The 19,201-nt window shown below is 58.6% G+C and carries 22 protein-coding genes; 14 read left to right on the forward strand and 8 right to left on the reverse strand.

What is annotated here, in order from left to right; genetic code table 11:
• Positions 1-75: 75 nt before the first annotated feature.
• On the reverse strand, positions 76-879 hold the full coding sequence (locus tag V8J84_RS02700; protein ID WP_339928060.1) for a hypothetical protein: 804 nt from the start codon (positions 877-879) through the stop codon (positions 76-78).
• Between the two features lie 170 nt (positions 880-1,049).
• On the opposite strand from V8J84_RS02700, the gene V8J84_RS02705 reads away from it, so the two are divergent.
• The 7 genes from V8J84_RS02705 (at position 1,050) to V8J84_RS02735 (ending at position 8,664) form a co-directional block, all read left to right on the forward strand.
• Positions 1,050-2,180, forward strand: a complete 1,131-nt coding sequence (locus V8J84_RS02705) for an aromatic ring-hydroxylating oxygenase subunit alpha (protein WP_339928061.1) — start codon at positions 1,050-1,052, stop codon at positions 2,178-2,180.
• A 67-nt stretch (positions 2,181-2,247) separates the two neighbouring features.
• On the forward strand, positions 2,248-3,159 hold the full coding sequence (locus V8J84_RS02710) for a mechanosensitive ion channel family protein (protein ID WP_339928062.1): 912 nt from the start codon (positions 2,248-2,250) through the stop codon (positions 3,157-3,159).
• Between the two features lie 120 nt (positions 3,160-3,279).
• Positions 3,280-4,353: a phenylalanine--tRNA ligase subunit alpha gene (gene pheS, locus V8J84_RS02715; RefSeq protein WP_339928063.1), complete on the forward strand. Its 1,074-nt coding sequence runs from the start codon at positions 3,280-3,282 to the stop codon at positions 4,351-4,353.
• 68 nt (positions 4,354-4,421) lie between these two features.
• Positions 4,422-4,850 carry an ASCH domain-containing protein gene (locus V8J84_RS02720; protein WP_339928064.1) on the forward strand — a complete coding sequence of 143 codons (429 nt, stop codon included), beginning with the start codon at positions 4,422-4,424 and terminating at the stop codon, positions 4,848-4,850.
• Between the two features lie 51 nt (positions 4,851-4,901).
• Positions 4,902-5,717, forward strand: a complete 816-nt coding sequence (locus V8J84_RS02725; protein ID WP_339928065.1) for an alpha/beta hydrolase family esterase — start codon at positions 4,902-4,904, stop codon at positions 5,715-5,717.
• A gap of 63 nt (positions 5,718-5,780) precedes the next feature.
• On the forward strand, positions 5,781-8,174 hold the full coding sequence (pheT, locus tag V8J84_RS02730; protein WP_339928066.1) for a phenylalanine--tRNA ligase subunit beta: 2,394 nt from the start codon (positions 5,781-5,783) through the stop codon (positions 8,172-8,174).
• Between the two features lie 46 nt (positions 8,175-8,220).
• A complete protein-coding gene (locus V8J84_RS02735; protein ID WP_339929064.1) occupies positions 8,221-8,664 on the forward strand; it encodes a YtoQ family protein in 444 nt (147 codons plus the stop codon).
• 7 nt (positions 8,665-8,671) lie between these two features.
• On the opposite strand, the gene V8J84_RS02740 is transcribed toward V8J84_RS02735, so the two are convergent.
• On the reverse strand, positions 8,672-9,370 hold the full coding sequence (locus V8J84_RS02740; protein ID WP_339928067.1) for a glutathione S-transferase family protein: 699 nt from the start codon (positions 9,368-9,370) through the stop codon (positions 8,672-8,674).
• A gap of 161 nt (positions 9,371-9,531) precedes the next feature.
• On the opposite strand from V8J84_RS02740, the gene mscL reads away from it, so the two are divergent.
• Positions 9,532-9,963 (forward strand): large conductance mechanosensitive channel protein MscL, encoded by a 432-nt coding sequence (gene mscL / locus V8J84_RS02745; protein ID WP_339928068.1) that lies wholly within the window; start codon positions 9,532-9,534, stop codon positions 9,961-9,963.
• Positions 9,964-10,023: 60 nt separating this feature from the next.
• On the opposite strand, the gene ald is transcribed toward mscL, so the two are convergent.
• Entirely contained in the window at positions 10,024-11,142 is a 1,119-nt protein-coding gene (gene ald / locus V8J84_RS02750; RefSeq protein ID WP_339928069.1) for an alanine dehydrogenase, read from the reverse strand.
• 139 nt (positions 11,143-11,281) lie between these two features.
• Here ald and V8J84_RS02755 point away from each other — a divergent pair, with 139 nt between their 5' ends.
• Positions 11,282-11,740, forward strand: a complete 459-nt coding sequence (locus V8J84_RS02755; protein ID WP_339928070.1) for an Lrp/AsnC family transcriptional regulator — start codon at positions 11,282-11,284, stop codon at positions 11,738-11,740.
• On the opposite strand, the gene V8J84_RS02760 is transcribed toward V8J84_RS02755, so the two are convergent.
• Positions 11,737-12,936, reverse strand: a complete 1,200-nt coding sequence (locus tag V8J84_RS02760; RefSeq protein WP_339928071.1) for a Coenzyme F420 hydrogenase/dehydrogenase, beta subunit C-terminal domain — start codon at positions 12,934-12,936, stop codon at positions 11,737-11,739. The two genes, V8J84_RS02755 and V8J84_RS02760, sit on opposite strands and share 4 nt — an antisense overlap.
• 116 nt (positions 12,937-13,052) lie before the next feature.
• Here V8J84_RS02760 and V8J84_RS02765 point away from each other — a divergent pair, with 116 nt between their 5' ends.
• The 3 genes from V8J84_RS02765 (at position 13,053) to V8J84_RS02775 (ending at position 15,003) form a co-directional block, all read left to right on the forward strand.
• Positions 13,053-13,592: a CBS domain-containing protein gene (locus V8J84_RS02765; protein WP_339928072.1), complete on the forward strand. Its 540-nt coding sequence runs from the start codon at positions 13,053-13,055 to the stop codon at positions 13,590-13,592.
• A gap of 108 nt (positions 13,593-13,700) precedes the next feature.
• Positions 13,701-14,723 (forward strand): aspartate-semialdehyde dehydrogenase, encoded by a 1,023-nt coding sequence (locus tag V8J84_RS02770; protein WP_339928073.1) that lies wholly within the window; start codon positions 13,701-13,703, stop codon positions 14,721-14,723.
• Between the two features lie 133 nt (positions 14,724-14,856).
• Positions 14,857-15,003, forward strand: coding sequence for a hypothetical protein (locus V8J84_RS02775; RefSeq protein WP_339928074.1), 147 nt, complete (start codon positions 14,857-14,859; stop codon positions 15,001-15,003).
• On the opposite strand, the gene V8J84_RS02780 is transcribed toward V8J84_RS02775, so the two are convergent.
• From V8J84_RS02780 to V8J84_RS02790, 3 genes are read right to left on the reverse strand one after another with little or no spacing between them, the layout of a single operon-like run.
• Complete coding sequence (locus tag V8J84_RS02780) at positions 15,004-15,477, reverse strand: hypothetical protein (RefSeq protein ID WP_339928075.1); 474 nt, start codon at positions 15,475-15,477, stop codon at positions 15,004-15,006.
• Between the two features lie 35 nt (positions 15,478-15,512).
• Entirely contained in the window at positions 15,513-15,821 is a 309-nt protein-coding gene (locus tag V8J84_RS02785; RefSeq protein WP_339928076.1) for a P-II family nitrogen regulator, read from the reverse strand.
• A gap of 4 nt (positions 15,822-15,825) precedes the next feature.
• Positions 15,826-16,803 (reverse strand): sodium-dependent bicarbonate transport family permease, encoded by a 978-nt coding sequence (locus tag V8J84_RS02790; RefSeq protein WP_339928077.1) that lies wholly within the window; start codon positions 16,801-16,803, stop codon positions 15,826-15,828.
• Between the two features lie 148 nt (positions 16,804-16,951).
• Here V8J84_RS02790 and V8J84_RS02795 point away from each other — a divergent pair, with 148 nt between their 5' ends.
• Positions 16,952-17,983, forward strand: a complete 1,032-nt coding sequence (locus tag V8J84_RS02795) for an NADP-dependent oxidoreductase (RefSeq protein WP_339928078.1) — start codon at positions 16,952-16,954, stop codon at positions 17,981-17,983.
• Here V8J84_RS02795 and V8J84_RS02800 read toward each other — a convergent pair.
• Positions 17,980-18,627, reverse strand: coding sequence for a carbonic anhydrase (locus tag V8J84_RS02800; protein ID WP_339928079.1), 648 nt, complete (start codon positions 18,625-18,627; stop codon positions 17,980-17,982). The two genes, V8J84_RS02795 and V8J84_RS02800, sit on opposite strands and share 4 nt — an antisense overlap.
• Positions 18,628-18,823: 196 nt before the next feature.
• On the opposite strand from V8J84_RS02800, the gene V8J84_RS02805 reads away from it, so the two are divergent.
• Entirely contained in the window at positions 18,824-19,168 is a 345-nt protein-coding gene (locus tag V8J84_RS02805; protein WP_339928080.1) for a hypothetical protein, read from the forward strand.
• Positions 19,169-19,201: the final 33 nt, after the last annotated feature.

Here is a 19,201-nt window from a genome sequence, read left to right on the forward strand (position 1 = left end):
CGCGTTTCTGACAGATTGAACGGGCCGTGCTAAGAACAGCGCGGCCCGTTTTCGTTTGTGATGGCTAGAGAGCCGCTAGTGACCCGCGGCGATGGCCCCGTATTCGGTCATGCCGCCAAAACCGAAATTATGCGTCAGCGTCACACCTGCCACAGCCTCGTCTGCTGTTTCACCGGCAAGCAGTCCTGAATAGGTGCCTAGCACCTCGAATGCAGGATCGGGAAAGCCGGGAAGTGTCAGCGCGCCGCCAGTCGTAGTTCCCGAAAACCCACCAGCGTCGTCAAGTGTCGCCATATCAAGGGTAAGATCGGCCAAACCGCCCGTCGGTAAAACACTATTGTCACTTAGGTCGCGCAGTTGGCGGTTCGTGATGGAACCTGCAACGCTTTCATCAGTAAAATTCACGACCATCGCGGCATCACCGCTCGCCAGATACGACAGTGGGGCAAGAGTGCCGCTTTGAAAAAACGCCTGATAGTCGCCGGTAAGCGTGGCGCTGCCCGCCGCGGGAATATCGGTCATGCCCAGTCTGCTATACGTGATGGATGGTGCATTTCCGGGCGCAGGATTGGGCCGGAACAAGACCACAGAAGATGCGTCGCTCTCGCTTTCAAAAACAGCCATTTCGCGCGCTGTCGGATTACGCGCGGCGACAAACGTGCCGTTGTTGTATGCAGCCACTTCGCTAAATTCGAACAAGACGCCGTCCGTTTGCACTAAAAGCCGGTCTGTTCCAGTCTCTTCGGTCACCGTGACCGGGGCAGGCCCCGTCTGGCCGGTGTCGGCGGTCACGCTGCGCCTGATCTCTGTTCCGCCACCACTACTGCTGCACGCGCTGACCGCTGCCAGTAGGCCAAGATACACAAATCCATGTCTCATCATGCCGTCTCCTGAATAAATAAAACAATATCGGGCAAGCTTGCGTCTGCGATACTCACCCTGTCAATCGAACCAAAGTGGTCAGTCACTTGGCTTTCGACAGGTTCTTACCTATCTCAATGGCAACAAAGGGGTCGGCTATGGCTGCCGACGATATCAGGAAAAGCCCAATGAAAGACGCTGTCGACGAACTTGCCGAAACTGTCGCCGCTCCGTTCGAGCAGGCGCACGCGATGCCGCGCAGCGTTTACATGAGCGATGATTTTCTGGGCGAGGAGCTGGAGCACGTCTTTGCCCGCGAATGGGTCTGCGTGGGCCGGATCGGGCAATTCCAGAACAAGGGCGACTATGTCACTGCCGACATTGCTGGCCGCCCGATCATGGTGATCCGCGACGGGGACGGCACCCTGCGCGCGCAATCCAACGTCTGTCTGCACCGCATGTCGCCGCTCTTGAATGGGCAGGGCAATACCAAATCCATCGTCTGCCCCTATCACGCGTGGACCTACAACCTTGATGGCCAGCTGCGCGGCGCGCCCGCAATGACCCGCAACGAAGGCTTTTCGCGCGATGGCTATTGCCTGCCACAAATCCGCTGCGAGGTCTGGGAAGGGTGGGTTATGGTTACGCTGAACCCCGGTGCCCCCGATCTGCATGCCCATCTGGCCGATGTGACGAAGCTGGTCGCGCCTTATGAAATGCAGAACTACACGCAGACCTTTCAGGAACGTCTGAACTGGAACACAAATTGGAAGGTGCTGGCCGAAAACTTCATGGAAAGCTACCACCTGCCGGTTTGCCACGCAGACACCATCGGCGGGTTTGTGAACCTTGAGGAAATGGACTGCCCGCCCGGTGGACCCGCCTATAACTACCATGCGATCCTGAAAGACCCTGACGCGCCGCTGACCAACGCGCATCCGTCGAATACAACGCTCAAGGGTGATCTGCGGCGGCAAACCGTTCTGCTGACAATCTATCCGGCGCTGCTGATTACGCTGACGCCGGGTTATTTCTGGTATCTGTGCCTCACTCCCGATGGACCGGACCGCGTGGATATCATTTACGGCGGTGGCCTGTCGCCGGACTACGTGAACGACGCCGACGCGCAGCAGCATTTTGCAGACCTCAAAGACCTGCTGGACCGTGTGAACGACGAGGATCGCTCCTGTACCGAAGGCGTCTATCGCGGCCTGACGTCATCACTGGCAAAGCCCGGGCATCTGTCGCATCTGGAGCGGCCGATCTATGAATTTGCGACCTATCTGAACGACCAAATCCAGAAGGGTCGCACCGGATAGACGGATCGCAATGAACCATATGCGGGTCTGACGCGTTTGCCTCGATAACGCATAAGGGGCCCGCATCATGGAACCGGTTAAAATTCTGCTGGAACAACTTGATGAGATCGGGCGCGCCGCCATTGAGATGGTGCCGCAGCTTGTCGTGGCGATTATCGTCATCTTCATGACGTGGCTGATCAAAAAGGGCCTGTCCTATCTGCTGTCCGGCGCATTGGGCCGCAGCAATATGCGCCAAAGCCTCAAAGAACTGTTCCAACTTTTGCTGTCGATCCTTGTCTGGGTGCTGGGCCTGATGATCGCCGCGATCATCGTGTTCCCCGGCCTGACACCGTCCAGCATGCTGGCGGGCCTTGGTATCGGCTCTGTCGCGATTGGTTTTGCGTTCAAGGATGTGTTTGAGAACTTTCTGGCGGGCATCATCATCCTGTTCCGCCGCGAGATGCGGATCGGTGACCACATCGAGTGCGAAGGGATCGAGGGCGAGGTGACCCATATCGCGATCCGCGAAAGCCATATTCGACAGACCGACGGCCAACTGGTGATCACGCCCAATTCGATCCTGTTCAAAAACCCCGTGGTCATTCGCACCGATCAGGACAAACGCCGCGTGACGGTGATCTGTGGCGTGGCCTATGACGAGGATGTGGACGCATCGCGCGACGTCATCAGCAAGGCGGTTGCAGGATGCGACACCGTCATTCAGGACGGCAAACCGATCCAGATTTTTGCGCAGGAATTTGCATCGTCTTCCATCAATTTCGAGGTGACATGGTGGACCGGCTCCAAGCCAGTTGAGGTGCGAAAATCGCGCGATCAGGTGGTGGCCGCCGTGAAGCGCGCGCTGGATGATGCCGGTATCGAAATCCCGTTCCCGTATCGGACGCTCACCTTCAAAGAGGCTCTCCCGATGCGCCAGATCGAAAGCGAGCAAAGCCGCGATGAAAAGTCGGGCAATCCAACGGGCGACGACAGCTAATTCCGGTGCACGCGCTGTGCACGTCCGGTGCACGCAAAACACACGCCCGGTTTGCGCAAAACTTGCAACCTTTGCATCCTCGCGATAACTCCGCTGGGACACATGCAAAGGGTGCATCCGATGACCGATCTCAAAGCGAAATACCTGACCCTGATTGCCGATGCGGGCGATGAAAACACGCTGGAAGACCTGCGCGTTCAGGCCTTGGGCAAAAAGGGTGAGATCAGCTTGCAAATGCGCGAGTTGGGCAAGATGTCGGCAGAGGAACGCCAGACCGCTGGTCCTGCGCTGAACGCGCTTAAGGGCGAGATTAACTCTGCGCTGATGGCCAAGAAAGCCGCGCTGGCTGACGCTGCGCTTGATGAACGGTTGCGGAGCGAATGGCTCGACGTGACGTTGCCGTCCCGCTCGCGGCCCGCCGGTACGATCCACCCGATTTCACAGGTGACGGACGAGGTGACAGCGATCTTTGCCGACATGGGCTTTGCCGTTGCCGAGGGCCCGCAGATCGAAAGCGACTGGTATAACTTCGACGCGCTGAACATCCCCGGTCACCACCCCGCGCGGGCCGAGATGGATACGTTCTACACCCACCGCGCCGAGGGCGATAACCGCCCGCCGCACGTCTTGCGCACCCACACGTCGCCGGTGCAAATCCGGTCACTCGAAGCCAACGGCGCGCCGATCCGCATCATCTGCCCGGGCCGCGTTTATCGTGCAGATTACGACCAAACACATACGCCGATGTTCCACCAAGTCGAAGGCTTGGCCATCGACACCGACATCTCCATGGCGAACCTGAAATGGTGCCTTGAGGAATTTGTGAAGGCGTTCTTTGAAGTCGACAACGTAGAACTCCGCTTCCGCGCCTCCCACTTCCCGTTCACGGAACCCTCTGCCGAGGTCGACATCCGTTGCTCATGGGAAGGCGGCACGTTGAAAGTAGGCGAAGGCGACGATTGGCTGGAAATTCTTGGCTCCGGCATGGTCCACCCCAAAGTCCTCGCTGCCGCTGGCGTGGATTCCGCGAAATACCAAGGCTTCGCCTTCGGCGTCGGCATCGACCGCATCGCCATGCTGAAATACGGCATCCCCGACCTGCGCGCCTTCTTCGACAGCGACCTGCGCTGGCTGCGGCACTACGGCTTCCGCAGCCTGAATGTGCCTGAGTTGGCTGGTGGGTTGTCTGCCTAATTGCTGGTTCGCACCCATCGTTTTGACCTTTCCGAGGTCTGGATAGCTGGCCCTTTAAGGAGACCCAAATGACCAACGACATCGAGGACCTGCAAGAGACATACCCCGGCGCGGGGACGTTCAGGTTTGGTGACTCCGCCGAACTTTGCCAGCGGCTCATCGCACTCGTTCGGCAGGGCAAAAAGACAGCGACTTGTGGCGCGGCGTCGGACTTTGACGACGAGCCCGAAGCGATGCCTGTCGTGGGCCGCTGCGACATCGCGGCGAACTGGGACGGGACGCCCGCGCTTGTGATCCGCACCACAAAGGTCGAAACCGTTCGCTTTTGCGACGTCACCGAAGAGATGGCGCTGGCCGAGGGCGAGAATGACGCGCTGGTCGGTTGGCGCAAGGATCACAAGGCATTCTTCAAACGCAACGGTGAATACGACCCCGAAATGCTGCTGATTTTTGAACACTTTGAGTTGGTTGAGGATTTGGCGGGGCGTGAACTCTAGCCGCACGCAAATGTCATGTGACACCATCGCCAGAGCGGATAACTTGGCCGCATGAAACGCCTCTTATGCCTCCTGGCCCTTATCGCCAGTCCCGCCTTTGCCCAGACAAACCCCAATTCGGTCTTGCCCGATGCGCCGTGCCACGGCCGCGATGATCCGTGCCAGTTGGATGGGCGTGAATATCATGTGAAAGAACCTGACGGCTGGGATGGGGTGAGCCCGCTGCCTGTGCTGCTCCACTTTCACGGCTGGGCGCGGACGGGTGCGGTGCCGGTTTATCACGGACGAATTTCTGGCGCGACGCGCAGGCGCGGGGTGCTTTTGGTAGCACCGACGGGGCTGAACAAAACGTGGAATTTCCGGCAGAACGGCAGCTATGACGTGGAATTTGCCAACGCGGTCATGGCCGACCTTGCTGACCGTTACCCGATTGATGAAATCCGGATTTACATCAGTGGTTATTCCTACGGGGCGCTCATGGCGTGGCGCTATGCATGCGACAGCGGGGATAGCGTGGCGGCGATGCTGAGCATCAGCGCCGCTTACAACAGTCTGTCCTGCGATCAGGCCCCGACGCAGGTGCGCAGCGTTTACGGCCTGCGCGACAACGTGCTGGATTTCCCGATGGGACCGGATGGCGATGTGACCGAGCCTGTGCGGCTGTGGCGCGAAATGTTTGACTGCGCAGAACCGGACCCGCTGACCGAGTGGCAGGCGACAGACGTGCGCGTCTTCACGCGGTATCACTGGGACTGCGGCGCGCGCGGTGTCACGCTTGATCTGCACCCCGGCGGTCACTTGATACCGCGCGGTTGGATCGCGCGGCAGTTGGACGAGTTGCTGGGGCTGCCCAACAGTTATCCATAGCTTTCCCCTCGCTTGCGGATGGGGTAGGACGTGCGCAACTGATTGCACGGACGGACCTGACCCATGAAATTCACGCTTTCCTGGCTGAAAAAGCACCTTGAGACCGACGCCAGCGTTGACGAGATCGCGGATGCGCTCACCGATCTTGGCCTTGAGGTGGAAGGGATCGAAAACCCGACCGAAAAGCTGGCCGCCTTTACCATCGGCTACGTCGAAAGCGCGGAAAAGCACCCTGACGCGGATAAGCTGAAGGTCTGTCAGGTGAACACGGCCAACGGCCCCACGCAGATCATCTGCGGCGCGCCGAACGCGCGTGCGGGCATCACCGTGGTCATCGCGTCCCCCGGCACCTACGTGCCCGGTATCGACACCACCATCGGCGTGGGCAAAATCCGTGGCATCGAAAGCTATGGCATGATGTGCTCCGAGCGCGAGATGGAGCTGTCCGAGGAACACGACGGCATCATCGAATTGCCATCGGGCGAAGTGGGTCAGTCGTTCACCGATTGGTTGGCTGAAAACGATCCGTCCAAGGTGGATACTGTGATCGAGATCGCAATCACCCCCAACCGCCCCGATGCGCTGGGCGTGCGCGGTGTGGCACGTGATCTGGCCGCACGCGGGCTGGGGACGTTGAAGCTCTGCGATGTTGATCCGGTGCCTGCCAGCTTTGCTGCAGATATGTCCGTCACGATTGCGGATGACACGCTGGATGGCTGCCCGCTGTTCACGGGTCGTTTGATCAAAGGTGTGAAAAACGGGCCAAGCCCTGACTGGCTACAGGCGCAGTTGCGCGCGATTGGCCTGCGTCCGATCTCGTTCCTAGTCGATGTGACGAACTGGTTCACCTACGATCTGAACCGCCCGCTGCACGTGTTTGACGCGGATAAAGTGGCGGGTAACCTGCGCGTTCATCGTGTCGAAGGTGGTGAAACGATTACCGCGCTGGACGATAAATCCTACGCTTTGCAAGCGGGTCAAATGGTCATTTCCGATGATAACGGACCAGAGAGTATCGCCGGTATCATGGGCGGGCTTGAGACGAGCTGCACCGCCGATACGGTGAATGTGTTTGTCGAAAGTGCCTATTGGGACCCTGTGCAGATCGCCTACGCGGGCCGCGCGTTGAAGATCAATTCCGACGCTCGCTACCGTTTCGAGCGTGGGGTGGACCCTGCGTTTACGCCTGAAGGGCTGGAGCATGCGGTGCGGATGATCGTGGATCACGCAGGCGGTGAAGCGTCCGAGATGATCGTGGAAGGGGCCGTGCCGGACATGGATCGCGCCTACAAGCTGGACACGGATCGCGTGGTGTCGCTTGTCGGTATGGAAATTCCGGCCGAGACGCAGCGCGAGACGCTGACGGCGCTTGGCTTCCGGCTTGAGGGAGATATGGCGCATGTGCCGTCGTGGCGGCCTGATGTGCAAGGCGAGGCTGATCTGGTGGAAGAGGTGGCGCGGATTGCGTCGCTGACCAAGCTGGAGGGCAAGCCGCTGCCGCGTGTGCCTGGTGTGCCGAAACCCGTGTTGACGCCGATGCAGTTGCGCACCCGTGCCGCCAAACGGACAGCGGCGGCGCTGGGCTATAACGAGTGTGTGACCTACAGTTTCATTGATGCAGAGGCCGCAACATTGTTTGGCGGCGGCGATGACGCGACGATGCTGGAGAATCCGATTTCGCAGGATATGTCGCATATGCGTCCCGATCTGCTCGCCGGGCTCTTGCGAGCCGCGTCTCGCAATCAGGCGCGCGGCTTTGCGGATATGGCGCTATTTGAAGCGGGCGATGCGTTCCAAGGCGGTGAGCCGGGTGAGCAGCACATGCAGGTTGCGGGTATTCTGGTCGGGCGGACAGGGCCGAAGGATATTCTGGGTGAAAGCCGTCCTGTGGATGTGTTCGACGCCAAGGCTGATGCCGAAGCTGTGCTTGCAGCCATCGGTGCCCCTGCAAAAGTGCAGATCATGCGCGGCGGGGCCGATTGGTGGCATCCGGGGCGGCATGGGCGTATCTGTCTGGGGCCGAAAAAGACGCTTGGCGTGTTTGGTGAAATCCACCCCAAGATCCTGCGCGAGATGGATGTAAAGGGGCCAGTCGTGGCCTTCACGATCTTCCCTGCTGAAGTGCCGCTGCCCAAGAACAAAACCGCGACCCGCCCCGCGCTGCAAGCGACCGACCTGCAAGCGGTGGAGCGTGACTTTGCCTTTGTCGTGGATGCTGATGTGGAGGCGCTGACGCTGGTCAATGCCGCCGCCGGTGCCGACAAGGCGCTGATTGCGGATGTGCGCGTGTTTGACGAGTTCATTGGCGGCAGTCTGGGCGAGGGTAAGAAATCGCTTGCCGTGACGGTACGCCTGCAGCCCAAGGATGCCACGCTCAAAGACAAAGAGATTGAGGCCGTCGCCGCCAAGATCGTTGAGAAGGTCAGCAAAGCGACCGGCGGCGTGCTACGTGGCTGATTTGGGATTTGAGTATTTTGCGCAAAGTGATGAGGAGCGTTCCGCGATGAAAGTCTATCTGTCAGGTGAGATTCATACCGATTGGCGCGACCAGATTGTCGAGGATGCGGCGGGGCTTGATGTGACGTTCTCCGCGCCTGTGACGGATCATGACGCGTCGGATGATTGCGGCGTGGCGATCATGGGGGCCGAGGACAGCAAGTTCTGGCATGACCACAAGGGCGCCAAGCTGAACGCTATCCGCACGCGCAAGGCGATCACGGATGCGGATATTGTCGTTGTGCGCTTTGGCGAGAAGTACAAACAGTGGAACGCCGCCTTTGATGCAGGCTTCGCGGCTGCACTTGGCAAGTCACTGATCGTGATGCACGGGGCCGAGCACCAGCATCCGCTGAAAGAGGTTGATGCCGCGGCGCTTGCCGTTGTGGAAACGCCGCAGCAGGTTGTCGAGATTTTGCGCTATGTACGGGACGGCACGCTGCCTGCATAAGCGGTATTTATTCCGGGCGCGCAGGAATGTTCTTGGCCTTGTCCACGGCAGGGCGTGCGTAGAAACGGTCAAGGTAGGCCGGGACGTTCTTGAGATCGTCAAAGCCCACGTCGTCTTTGACGCCGTAGAAATTGAGCGCGTTCAGCCATGGCGCAATCGCCATATCGGCGATGGAATAGTCGTTTACGATCCAGTCGCGACCTTCAAGCGCGCCGTCCAGCACGCTCAAGAGGCGCTTGGCTTCATCAAGATATCGCTGGCGCGGGCGGGGGTCTTCGATGTCTTTACCAGCGAACTTGGTGAAGAAACCAAGCTGGCCCAGCATCGGTCCAAGGCCACCCATCTGCCACATCAGCCACTGCGTGATATGCGCCTTATCGGTCCCATTCGCGCCGCCGAACTTGCCGGATTTTTCGGCCAGATAGAGCAGGATTGCGCCGCTTTCCCAGATGCCGACAGGGCCGTCAGGACCGTTGGGATCGATGATAGCAGGGATTTTATTGTTCGGGTTCAGCGACAGAAACGCATCGCTTTTCACATCGTCATCGGACAACGTCACCAAGTGCGGCTCGTAATCCAGACCCATTTCCTCAAGCGCGATTGAGGCTTTGACCCCGTTTGGCGTCGGAAAGGCATAAAGCTGAATGACGGACGGGTCCTTGGCGGGCCAGCGGGATGTGATCGGAAATTGGGAAAGATCGGCCATAAATGGCTCCTGTTTTGGCGATTATGTGCAACAATATTAACGTAGGGGGAACTTTGGTGAATAAAAGCCATGGTTCTGTGCTGCAAAAGCGGTAAGGCTCTGCGCATACGCGCACCCGGCACCAGATTTGGGGCGCATGTCACATAATAAAGGGGACACACGTGATTCAAGAATTCAAGGATTTCATCGCCAAGGGCAATGTCATGGACATGGCCGTTGGTATCATCATCGGCGCGGCTTTCACGGCTATCGTGACTTCGCTGGTCGGTGACCTGATCAACCCGATTATTGCGCTGTTTACGGGCGGCATGGACTTCTCTGGCTGGTTCTATGTCATCGGTGGTGACGCATCCGAATATGCATCAATCGAAGCTGCCACCGAAGCTGGCGTTGCGGTCTTCGCAATTGGCCGCTTTGTGATGGCGGTCATCAACTTCCTGATCATCGCGTTTGTTGTCTTCCTGCTGGTCAAGATGGTGAACCGTGTGAAAGAGGCTTCCGAGAAGAAGGAAGAGGAAAAGGCAGAAGAGCCTTCCGGCCCAACACAGGAAGAACTTCTCCAGCAGATTCTGGTCGAGCTGAAGAAAGCCTAAGACTGACTGTTCTGAATTGGGAAAGGCCCGCTTTGATCGGCGGGCCTTTTTCGTGCGGGATTAGGCGCGCAATGCCTTTTGCGGCGACAGCACATCAATGCCAAGTGCCTTGCCCACGGCGTAGTAGGTCAGCTGACCTGCATGGACATTCAGCCCGTTCAGCAGGTGTGGATCATCCTCGCACGCCTGTTTCCAGCCCTTATCGGCAAGCGACAACATGAACGGCATCGTGGCGTTTCCGAGTGCAATGGTCGATGTCCGTGCAACAGCGCCAGGCATGTTGGCCACGCAGTAATGCATGATCCCGTCCACGTCGTAGATCGGGTTTTCGTGTGTGGTGGCTTTAGACGTCTCGAAGCATCCGCCTTGATCAATCGCCACATCAACTAGAGCCGCACCCGGTTTCAGGTCGGACAATTGCGCACGGCTGATCAGCTTCGGTGCTGCGGCACCGGGGATCAGCACGGCGCCAATGATCAGATCAGCGGCAGCGGCAAGTTCGGCCGTGTTACCTGCGCTTGCATAAGATGTTTTGAACTGCCCGCCGAAAACGTCATCAAGGTAGCGCAGGCGGGGCAGGGACCGGTCCAGCACGGTCACATCCGCGCCCATGCCTGCCGCGATTTTGGCGGCATGCGTACCGACAACGCCACCGCCGATCACGACAACGCGCGCGGGGCCAACCCCCGGCACGCCGCCCATGAGGACGCCCCGCCCGCCGTTTGCCTTTTGCAATGTCCATGCGCCAACTTGCGGGGCAAGGCGACCTGCGACTTCCGACATGGGGGCCAGTAGTGGCAGACCGCCGCGATCATCGGTCACAGTTTCATAGGCGATGCAGGTCGCGCCTGATGCGATCAGGTCATGGGTCTGGTCGGGATCGGGGGCAAGGTGGAGATAGGTGAAAAGGATCTGACCCTCACGCAGCATCTTGCGCTCAACAGACTGCGGTTCCTTGACCTTCACGATCATGTCGGCGTTCGCAAAGATGTCCGAAGCCGCGCCCGCGATCTGCGCGCCCGCGGCGATGTAGTTCTCATCCGGAAAGCCCGCGCCGATACCCGCTTGGGTTTCGATCGTGACGCTGTGACCGTGCGCTATCGCCTCGCGGGCGGCATTGGGCGTCATGCCAACGCGAAATTCCTGTGGTTTGATCTCTTTCGGGCAGCCGATGTGCATTGGGGGTCCTCCTGTGCGTCTTGCAAGGAATAGTCCGCTGTTGGCCGCGCAATTGGTGGTGTCACTTCCGGCCCCGTTAGCGTAATCATTCGCATGATCGTGCGCCTAGCGCGCATTTATTCGAAGGAACCTGCACCAGATGGACATTGATAGCATCGACCGCCGAATCCTTGAGGTGCTCCAAAAGCAAGGCCGCATGTCCAACGCCGATCTCTCGGACAAGGTGCACCTGTCCGCATCGGCCTGCCACCGGCGCGTGCAGCGGCTGGAAAAGGATGGATACATCCGCGATTACGTTGCCTTGCTGAACCCGCGCAAAGTGGGTCGCCCGACGACTGTCTTTGTCGAGATCACGCTCTCGGGGCAAGCGGACGAAGTGCTGGATGCCTTTGAAAAGGCCGTCGCACGGGTGCCCGATGTTCTGGAGTGTCATCTGATGGCCGGAACAGCGGACTATCTTCTCAAGGTCGTGGCTGGCGACACGGAGGACTTTGCACGTATCCACCGCAGGCATCTGGCCACGCTTCCGGGTGTCGCGCAGATGCAATCATCATTCGCGCTGCGCACGGTGCGCCAAACGACGGCGCTTCCGGTCTAGCGTTTTTCGTCCGGTGCGGGTGTCAGATCGTAAGGTGCGGCAATGTCCCAGACATGATCGGGCACCATGTTTTTCATTTTTGCGGGTTCTTCGCGACGCAGGTGCAGGATCGTTTCGGCGGCCTTCATCTCAAGCCGGGCCTTCGCGAATTCCAGCCCCTTCGGCCCGATGCGCGGCATCAGGAAACCCATAATTGGACGAAGCCAGTCGGGCATGCGGCGCAGTGGCAAGCCACCGGCGGATCGTTCGGTATTGGCGATGAACCCTTTGACCGAAGATGCACGCTTACCCTTGCTGCCGACAGGGGCCAACGCCACCTCATCCCCCAAGGCGGCCAGCATTTCCGCCCCGCGTGCATTGCGCACGATCAGCCACTGTTCGCCTTCGCCGGCCATGTAGCCCACAGTGATATCCGACAGGCGATTGGTGTAATCAACGCAGGTCTGGCAGGTCAGCGGAAAGAAATCGCGGGGCAGGTCCGATAGAGGCAGTTGCAAGAACGGGATCAGCCGCTTGCTGCCATCCTGAAACCGTAACTCAACATGATAATCGGCGCGGAACTCCAAATAGGTCACCGTTTCCGGGTCGTCAGTCAGACGCCCCAGAAATCCGTGGAAGTTCTCGGTGGTTGTATTGTCGGAACAGGGCGTGCCGATCACGTAGATCCGCTCAAACCCAAGCGACGCTTCAAGCGCGCGCAGGGCATAAATCTGGCAGGGGATACCGATGACGGCGATGCGTTTGTGGCCAGCCGCCTTGGCCGGTTCAAGCAAGGCAAGAAGCGGAGCGTATCCCATCCGCATCCCGCGTGCCTGCGCCATATCTGCGGCATCTGTGATGATGGCAGGCATTGGTTTCCAGCGATCATTGGGGTCAGGCACCATTGTCAGCACGGCATCGACCGCGCCCGTTTCAAGCAGGCATTCTGCCAGCCGTGTTGTCAGGCCGGTCCATTGTGCGCCTTCAAGGGCGGGTTTCAGGGCCGCTTTGTACATTTTGTCCGTGACGCCGAAAAATGTTTCATCGCCCCCACCAGCCGCTCGGCCATGCACTTGGGTTTCGGCACTTATGTAGTCAGGTTTGATAAACTGACAGGCGGACCCGCACGCGCTTGGGTCGCGCATGCGTGACACGCCACAATCGGTACACAACGTGCGCGGGGCGGGTTCGGCAAAGACGGGAGTGCTGGGTGACATGAGCGCAGACTATTCCGCGACAGCAACGTGTCCAGCCCGATTGACAGGTGTTTCGTTTTTTGACGCGGTCAGATGCCGCACTACCATCGTAGACAACACACGTAGGAGTGAAAAACATGCAAAACCAGTCCGATCGCCCCGGTGGCCGCCTCATGGACCGCCCGGAATACGCTAGTAAGCCCAAGCCGCTGACACGCCCGCCCGAAACAACCGTGGCGGATGCGGTCGCCGCAATGTCGGATAAAAATTATGGCTGTGTGATCGTGGTTGATGTTGATCAAAAGGTCATCGGCGTTGTGACCGAGCGTGACATTATGAACAAGCTGGTCGGCAAGGGACTGGATGCCACCACGACCAAACTGGAAGACATCATGACACGCGAACCGCGTATGGCGCGCGAAACTGACGACATGCTGTCTTGGCTGCGCATGATGTCGAACGAGCGTTTCCGCCGCCTACCGGTGGTGGATGGCGATAACCGGATCAAGGCCGTGTTCACGCAAGGCGATTTTGTCAGCTACACGTGGCCCGACCTGATCGGTCAGATGGGGGCGATGGCAAAGGCGTCGATCTCCAACAACTTCCACTACTGGATCATCGGTGGCGGGATCGCACTGTATTCGCTTTTGATGATTGTCGTGCTGGGCTCCCGCTAGGGCCGTGCGGCACACATGAATATCACGATTGAGGGGCCAAATGCGGCCCCTCTTTCTTTTGCTGCGCCTGCACGGTAAAGGGGCGGCACGTTAACAAGGATAGGACCTATGGGATATAGAATCGCCATCGTTGGGGCCACAGGCAATGTGGGCCACGAAATGCTGAATATCCTCGCGGAGCGTCAGTTCCCCGTGGATGAAATCGCAGCACTTGCCAGCCGGAAATCCATCGGCACGGAAGTATCGTTTGGCGACAAAACCCTGAAATGCACGGACCTTGATACCTTTGATTTCACCGGCTGGGACATGGCGCTGTTTGCTGTCGGGTCCGAGGCCACGAAAAAGTATGCGCCCATCGCTGCCAAGGCAGGCTGTGTGGTCATCGATAACTCGTCACTCTACCGCTACGACAGCGAAATCCCGTTGATCGTGCCAGAAGTGAACCCCGAGGCGGTGCATGATTACAAGAACAAGATGATCATCGCGAACCCGAACTGTTCGACCGCGCAAATGGTTGTGGCGCTCAAGCCGCTGCACGATCGTGCGAAGATCAAGCGCGTTGTTGTGTCGACTTACCAATCCGTATCGGGTGGTGGCAAAGCTGCGATTGATGCGCTGTGGGACGAGACCAAGTCGATCTACAACCCGACCGACAACACAGCTCAGGACGTATTCACCAAGCAGATCGCGTTCAACGTGATCCCGCACATCGACAAGTTCATGGAAGACGGCACCACCAAAGAAGAGTGGAAGATGGTCGTGGAGACGAAAAAGATCGTCGACAAGAACATCAAAGTCACAGCGACATGCGTGCGCGTGCCTGTTTTCGTCGGTCACTCCGAGGCTGTGAACATCGAATTTGAAGATTTCCTTGATGAAGACGAGGCCCGCGACATTCTGCGCGAGGCACCGGGCATCATGGTGATCGATAAGCGCGAAGACGGTGGCTACGTCACGCCGATTGAATGTGTTGGCGACTATGCGACCTTCATCAGCCGCATCCGACAGGACAGCACTGTCGAAAACGGGCTGAACCTGTGGTGTGTGTCGGACAACCTACGCAAAGGCGCGGCCCTGAACGCGGTTCAGATTGCAGAGCTGTTGGGGCGCGAGTGCTTGAAAAAGGGCTGATCGGCCAAAAATTTTGAGTTGAAAGCGGCGCGGCCTTCGGGTCTGCGCCGTTTTTTATGGCGTGAATGAAACTCTTTTGCGGCAATCGCGTGGCTTGATGTGTGTGGGGGCGCACAGAAGAAAGATAGTTGCCATGACCCATGCGATAGAATTGTTTCGCTTTACACGCAAACCGCCATTTCAGACCGAGGCACCACGTCCACCAAAAGATGAACGTCTGACACGTGCTGAAGTATCGGCCCTTTTTGCCCGCGAGCTGGGCTATTGTCGCGCCGGATAATCAGAAGCGTTCGATCACATCGATGTCGTCGTCATCGTTTGTTTCAGGTGTCAGCATCCGCTCCGCCAGCCACGTGTGGGCATGTCCGGGAAAGGGTGCTGCGAAACGGCGCATTAAGCGGCTATAGCTGAAGCCAAGCTCGGACGCTTTGCAAATGCGCCGCCCAGATGGATGTTCATGCAACGCAAGTCCGCCACCTGCGGCATGCAATCGGTATCCGCGAAGCTGCAGTCGGTCCTGCAAATCGCCCCAATCAGTGCTGTGTGCGAGATCATCAGCGAGGCGGGCACGTAAGGGCGCGACGAGCCGCTCATCCGTCCTGACAGGCGGCCTCGCGGTGCGGCGGCGTGCAATTTCACGTGATAGCGCATCGCGCATGATCTGGCCGACACTGACATCACGCTCTGCCGCCATTTGCACAGCCATGTCGCGCAAAGGCTTACCAAGTCTGATTTCAACGCGATCACTTTCCATGACCCCATCAAACGCAGAAACCGGTTAATGTCCTCTTAAAACCGTTCGGCCCGAAGCACCTGACAGTCGGTGATGGACACCACGCCAATATGCGGCTCCACGACTGCAAAGGCAGCCTCTAGCAAGCTGTCCAGCCGTTCTGGCGCGATGATACAGATTACGTTCACCATGCCTGCGCGCCCCAACTGTCCTTCACGGCTCCAATGACCGGACCGGCCTGATCCGCCCAACACTGGCAGGATCGTAAACCCTGTTACGCCGGCTTCGGTCAGGGCAGAGGTCAGCCTGCTTTCCAACGGGGCTTCGATGACAATCTCAACGCGCTTTGCGGTGTGGGTCTGCATCGGGTCAGGCTCCTGTCATGAATTGCGCCAGCGCGAGATAGATCGGAATGCCCAGCGTCAGATTGAAAGGGAATGTGACGCCAAGCGATAGCGTTAGATAAACAGCCGGATTGGCTTGCGGCAAGGCCACACGCATGGCGGCGGGAACAGCGATGTAAGAAGCTGATGCAGCAAGGATCATCATCAGAACAATGCCGCCTGTACTCAGCCCGATCAGCATCCCCAGCAAAAGCCCCGCAACGCTACCCGCCAGCGGCATGACAATAGCAAAGGCCACCATCGGCAAGCTGACGATGCCACGGGCTTGACGCAACCCGCGTCCGGCAATCAGACCCATGTCCAGCAGGAACAGGCACAGCACGCCCTTGAACGGATTGACGATGAAGGACGAAATTTCGGCCAACCCTTTTTCGCCAGTGATTGCGCCAATCGCAAAGGACCCGACCAACAGCACGATGGAGCCGTTCAGCATGATCTCGCGCATCAGTCCGGGTGCCATTTTGCCACCTGTCCCGCTGCGGGCCACCAGCCAAAGGGCTGACAGGATCGCGGGTGCTTCCATCGCGGCAGCCACGGCGACCATATAGCCTTCGGCATCAATGCCGCGCCCTTCCAGCACGGATGTGCCGGCCACGAACGTCACAATCGAAATTGATCCGTAGTGCGCGGCCACGGCCGCCGCATCGACGTGATCAAGCCGCGTCATGATCCGCAGCAGGGCAAAGGCCAGAAACGGCAGGCCAAACGAAAGCACGATTCCCGCGGCCACAGCGGCCAGCAGGGTGCCATCAACGCCGTGAGCCGCCACACTGGCCCCGCCCTTAAAGCCGATGGCAAACAGTAGATAGATCGACATGCCCTTGGCGACTGCCTCGGGGATTGTCAGATCGGAGCGCGCCAAGGCTGCTGCGAGGCCAAGCGCAAAGCTCAGGATAATCGGGGAAACCAGATTGGATCCGGCAAGGGCAATGATTTCAGACATCGTTTTCCCACTCACAAGGTGGCGCCTTACTTAACGGCACCTGCCCGTAACGCAAGTCCGATGCCATTGTCTGCCGCGCTGCCCTTTCGCATCGTGAGTGGCCGCAGTAGGTATTGGCATCCCCACATGAAAAGCAAAAGGCATTCCCATGGCACAATCATCCGACAGCAACCGACGCATTGTTCTGGCGGAAAGGCCGAACGGATTGCCTGACAAAAACACGTTGCGCATGGAAACCAATGCGATCCCCGAGCCGAAATCCGGTGAAATGCTGTTGCGGTCACGCTTTTTGTCGCTGGACCCTTATATGCGCGGGCGGATGAACGATGCGAAATCTTATGCAGAGCCGGTCAAGATTGGTGAAGTGATGACCGGTCAGGTGGTTGCGGAAGTGATGCAAAGCGACTGCGACGGCTTCTCGGCGGGTGATCTGGTTGTCGCCGGAAGCGGTTGGCAGGACTATGCGGTGTCTGACGGCACGCAGGTGCTAAATCTTGGGCCGGACGCCGAACGTCCGTCATGGGCGCTTGGTGTTCTCGGCATGCCCGGCTTTACGGCCCATGCGGGCCTGATGAATATCGGTGAGCCCAAAGCGGGGGAAACCTTGGTCGTCGCCGCTGCATCCGGCCCGGTTGGGGCCACGGTGGGGCAGATCGCCAAGATCAAGGGATGTCGCGTGATCGGCGTCGCTGGAGGTGCCGACAAATGCAAACACGTGGTCGACAATCTGGGTTTTGATGCTTGCCTTGATCATAATGCGGATGACTTCGCCAAACAGCTGAAAGCGGCCTGTCCCGATGGCATCGATATTTACTGGGAAAATGTGGGCGGCAAAGTGCTTTATGCCGTTCTGCCGCTTTTGAATGCCTTCGCACGCATCCCTGTGTGCGGTGTCGCGGCGTGGTACAATCTGGCGGGTCTGCCCGACGCACCTGACATGGGGCCAGCCATCATGGGCGCGATCCTGCGGATGAAAGTTAAAATGCAGGGCTTTATCATTTTCGACAATTTCGGCCCGCAAGATTACAAGGCGTTCCGCAGCGACATGGACGGATGGCTTGCAGAGGGCAAGATCACCTACACCGAGCAGATGGTCGACGGTTTGGAAAACGCGCCAAGTGCTCTGAACGATGTTCTGCTGGGCAAGTCGTTCGGCAAGGTGGTGGTCAAGCTGGACTAGACAACCACAAAGCTGGCGGTCTCGGGGTCATAGGCCTCGATGCTGCCGTCCGCGATCTGGTTCCAGACCCCGTGCAGCGACAAGCGGTCCTCGTCCACGGCCTTGGCCACGAAGGGGAAGGTCATCAGGTTTTCAAGGCTGACCAGAACGGCCTCTTTTTCAAGCGCGGTTTTGCGCACGGCGTCCTCGCCATTTGGCAGGCGATTGAAGCCGGGGCGCAGGATGTCCATCCAGCGACCCACAAAACTTGATTTCTCTTCCAGCTCCGGCGCGTTGCCTGAGCACATGTTATAGCACCCCTCAACGCCGCCACAGCCGGAATGGCCCAGCACAATCAGGTGCGACACCTTCAATGCGTTCACGGCATATTCCACGGCAGCAGACGTGCCGTGGTATTCGCCATCGGGGTTAAACGGCGGGACAAGATTGGCGATATTGCGGTGAATAAAGAATTCGCCCTGATCGGCCCCAAAAATTGCGGTGACGTGTACGCGACTGTCACAGCAGGAAATGACCATCGCGCGGGGGCGCTGACCGTCCTCGGCAAGACGGCGATACCAGCCCTGATTTTCGGCGTATGTCGTTGCTTTCCAACCGTGAAATCTCTTGATCAGGTATTCCGGCAGGGGGCGTGCGCGTTCCATGGGCATTTCTCATTATTTTGTCTTAAGTTCCAATAGGCTGGATTTGCCGCGATTTCGAGACATTTATGCCCGTCGCATCAACGATCTGGATACCATCGTTGGGTAGTGTTTGGGCATGACTTATCATAGCCCCCAAACGGCCTTTGCGCCTCCGCCCTCCGCGTCCATCGCTGTTCTGCGTTGTCAGGACACATTTATGCTGGACCCTGCACCGCTGATTACGCTGTTTGACGACATGTCAGAACCCGAGGCCGAGGCGATCGTCTGCCGCGCGCTTGAGGATATCGCCCAGCGGCTGGACAAATTGCAGGACAGTCGCGCGTCCGGCCAGTTCGGCAGCGTGCCGAAGACTGCGCACCGGATCGCGGCCATTGCCGGACAGATCGGTCTGACATCTATCATGACGGCCGCGGATCACGTGGCGAACGCAGCGAACTTGCAAAGCGGGGTGGCGTTGGGGGCAACGCTGGCACGTCTTGAACGGGCATTTGATGCAGCCGTCAGCGAAGTTTGGAGCTTTCGACAGTACATCGGCGGCTAGGTGCCTTGCGACGGGCGATTGTGGCGCTAGTCT

This window comes from Yoonia sp. 208BN28-4, assembly GCF_037543925.1.
In the GTDB taxonomy this organism is placed as follows: Bacteria; Pseudomonadota; Alphaproteobacteria; order Rhodobacterales; family Rhodobacteraceae; genus Yoonia.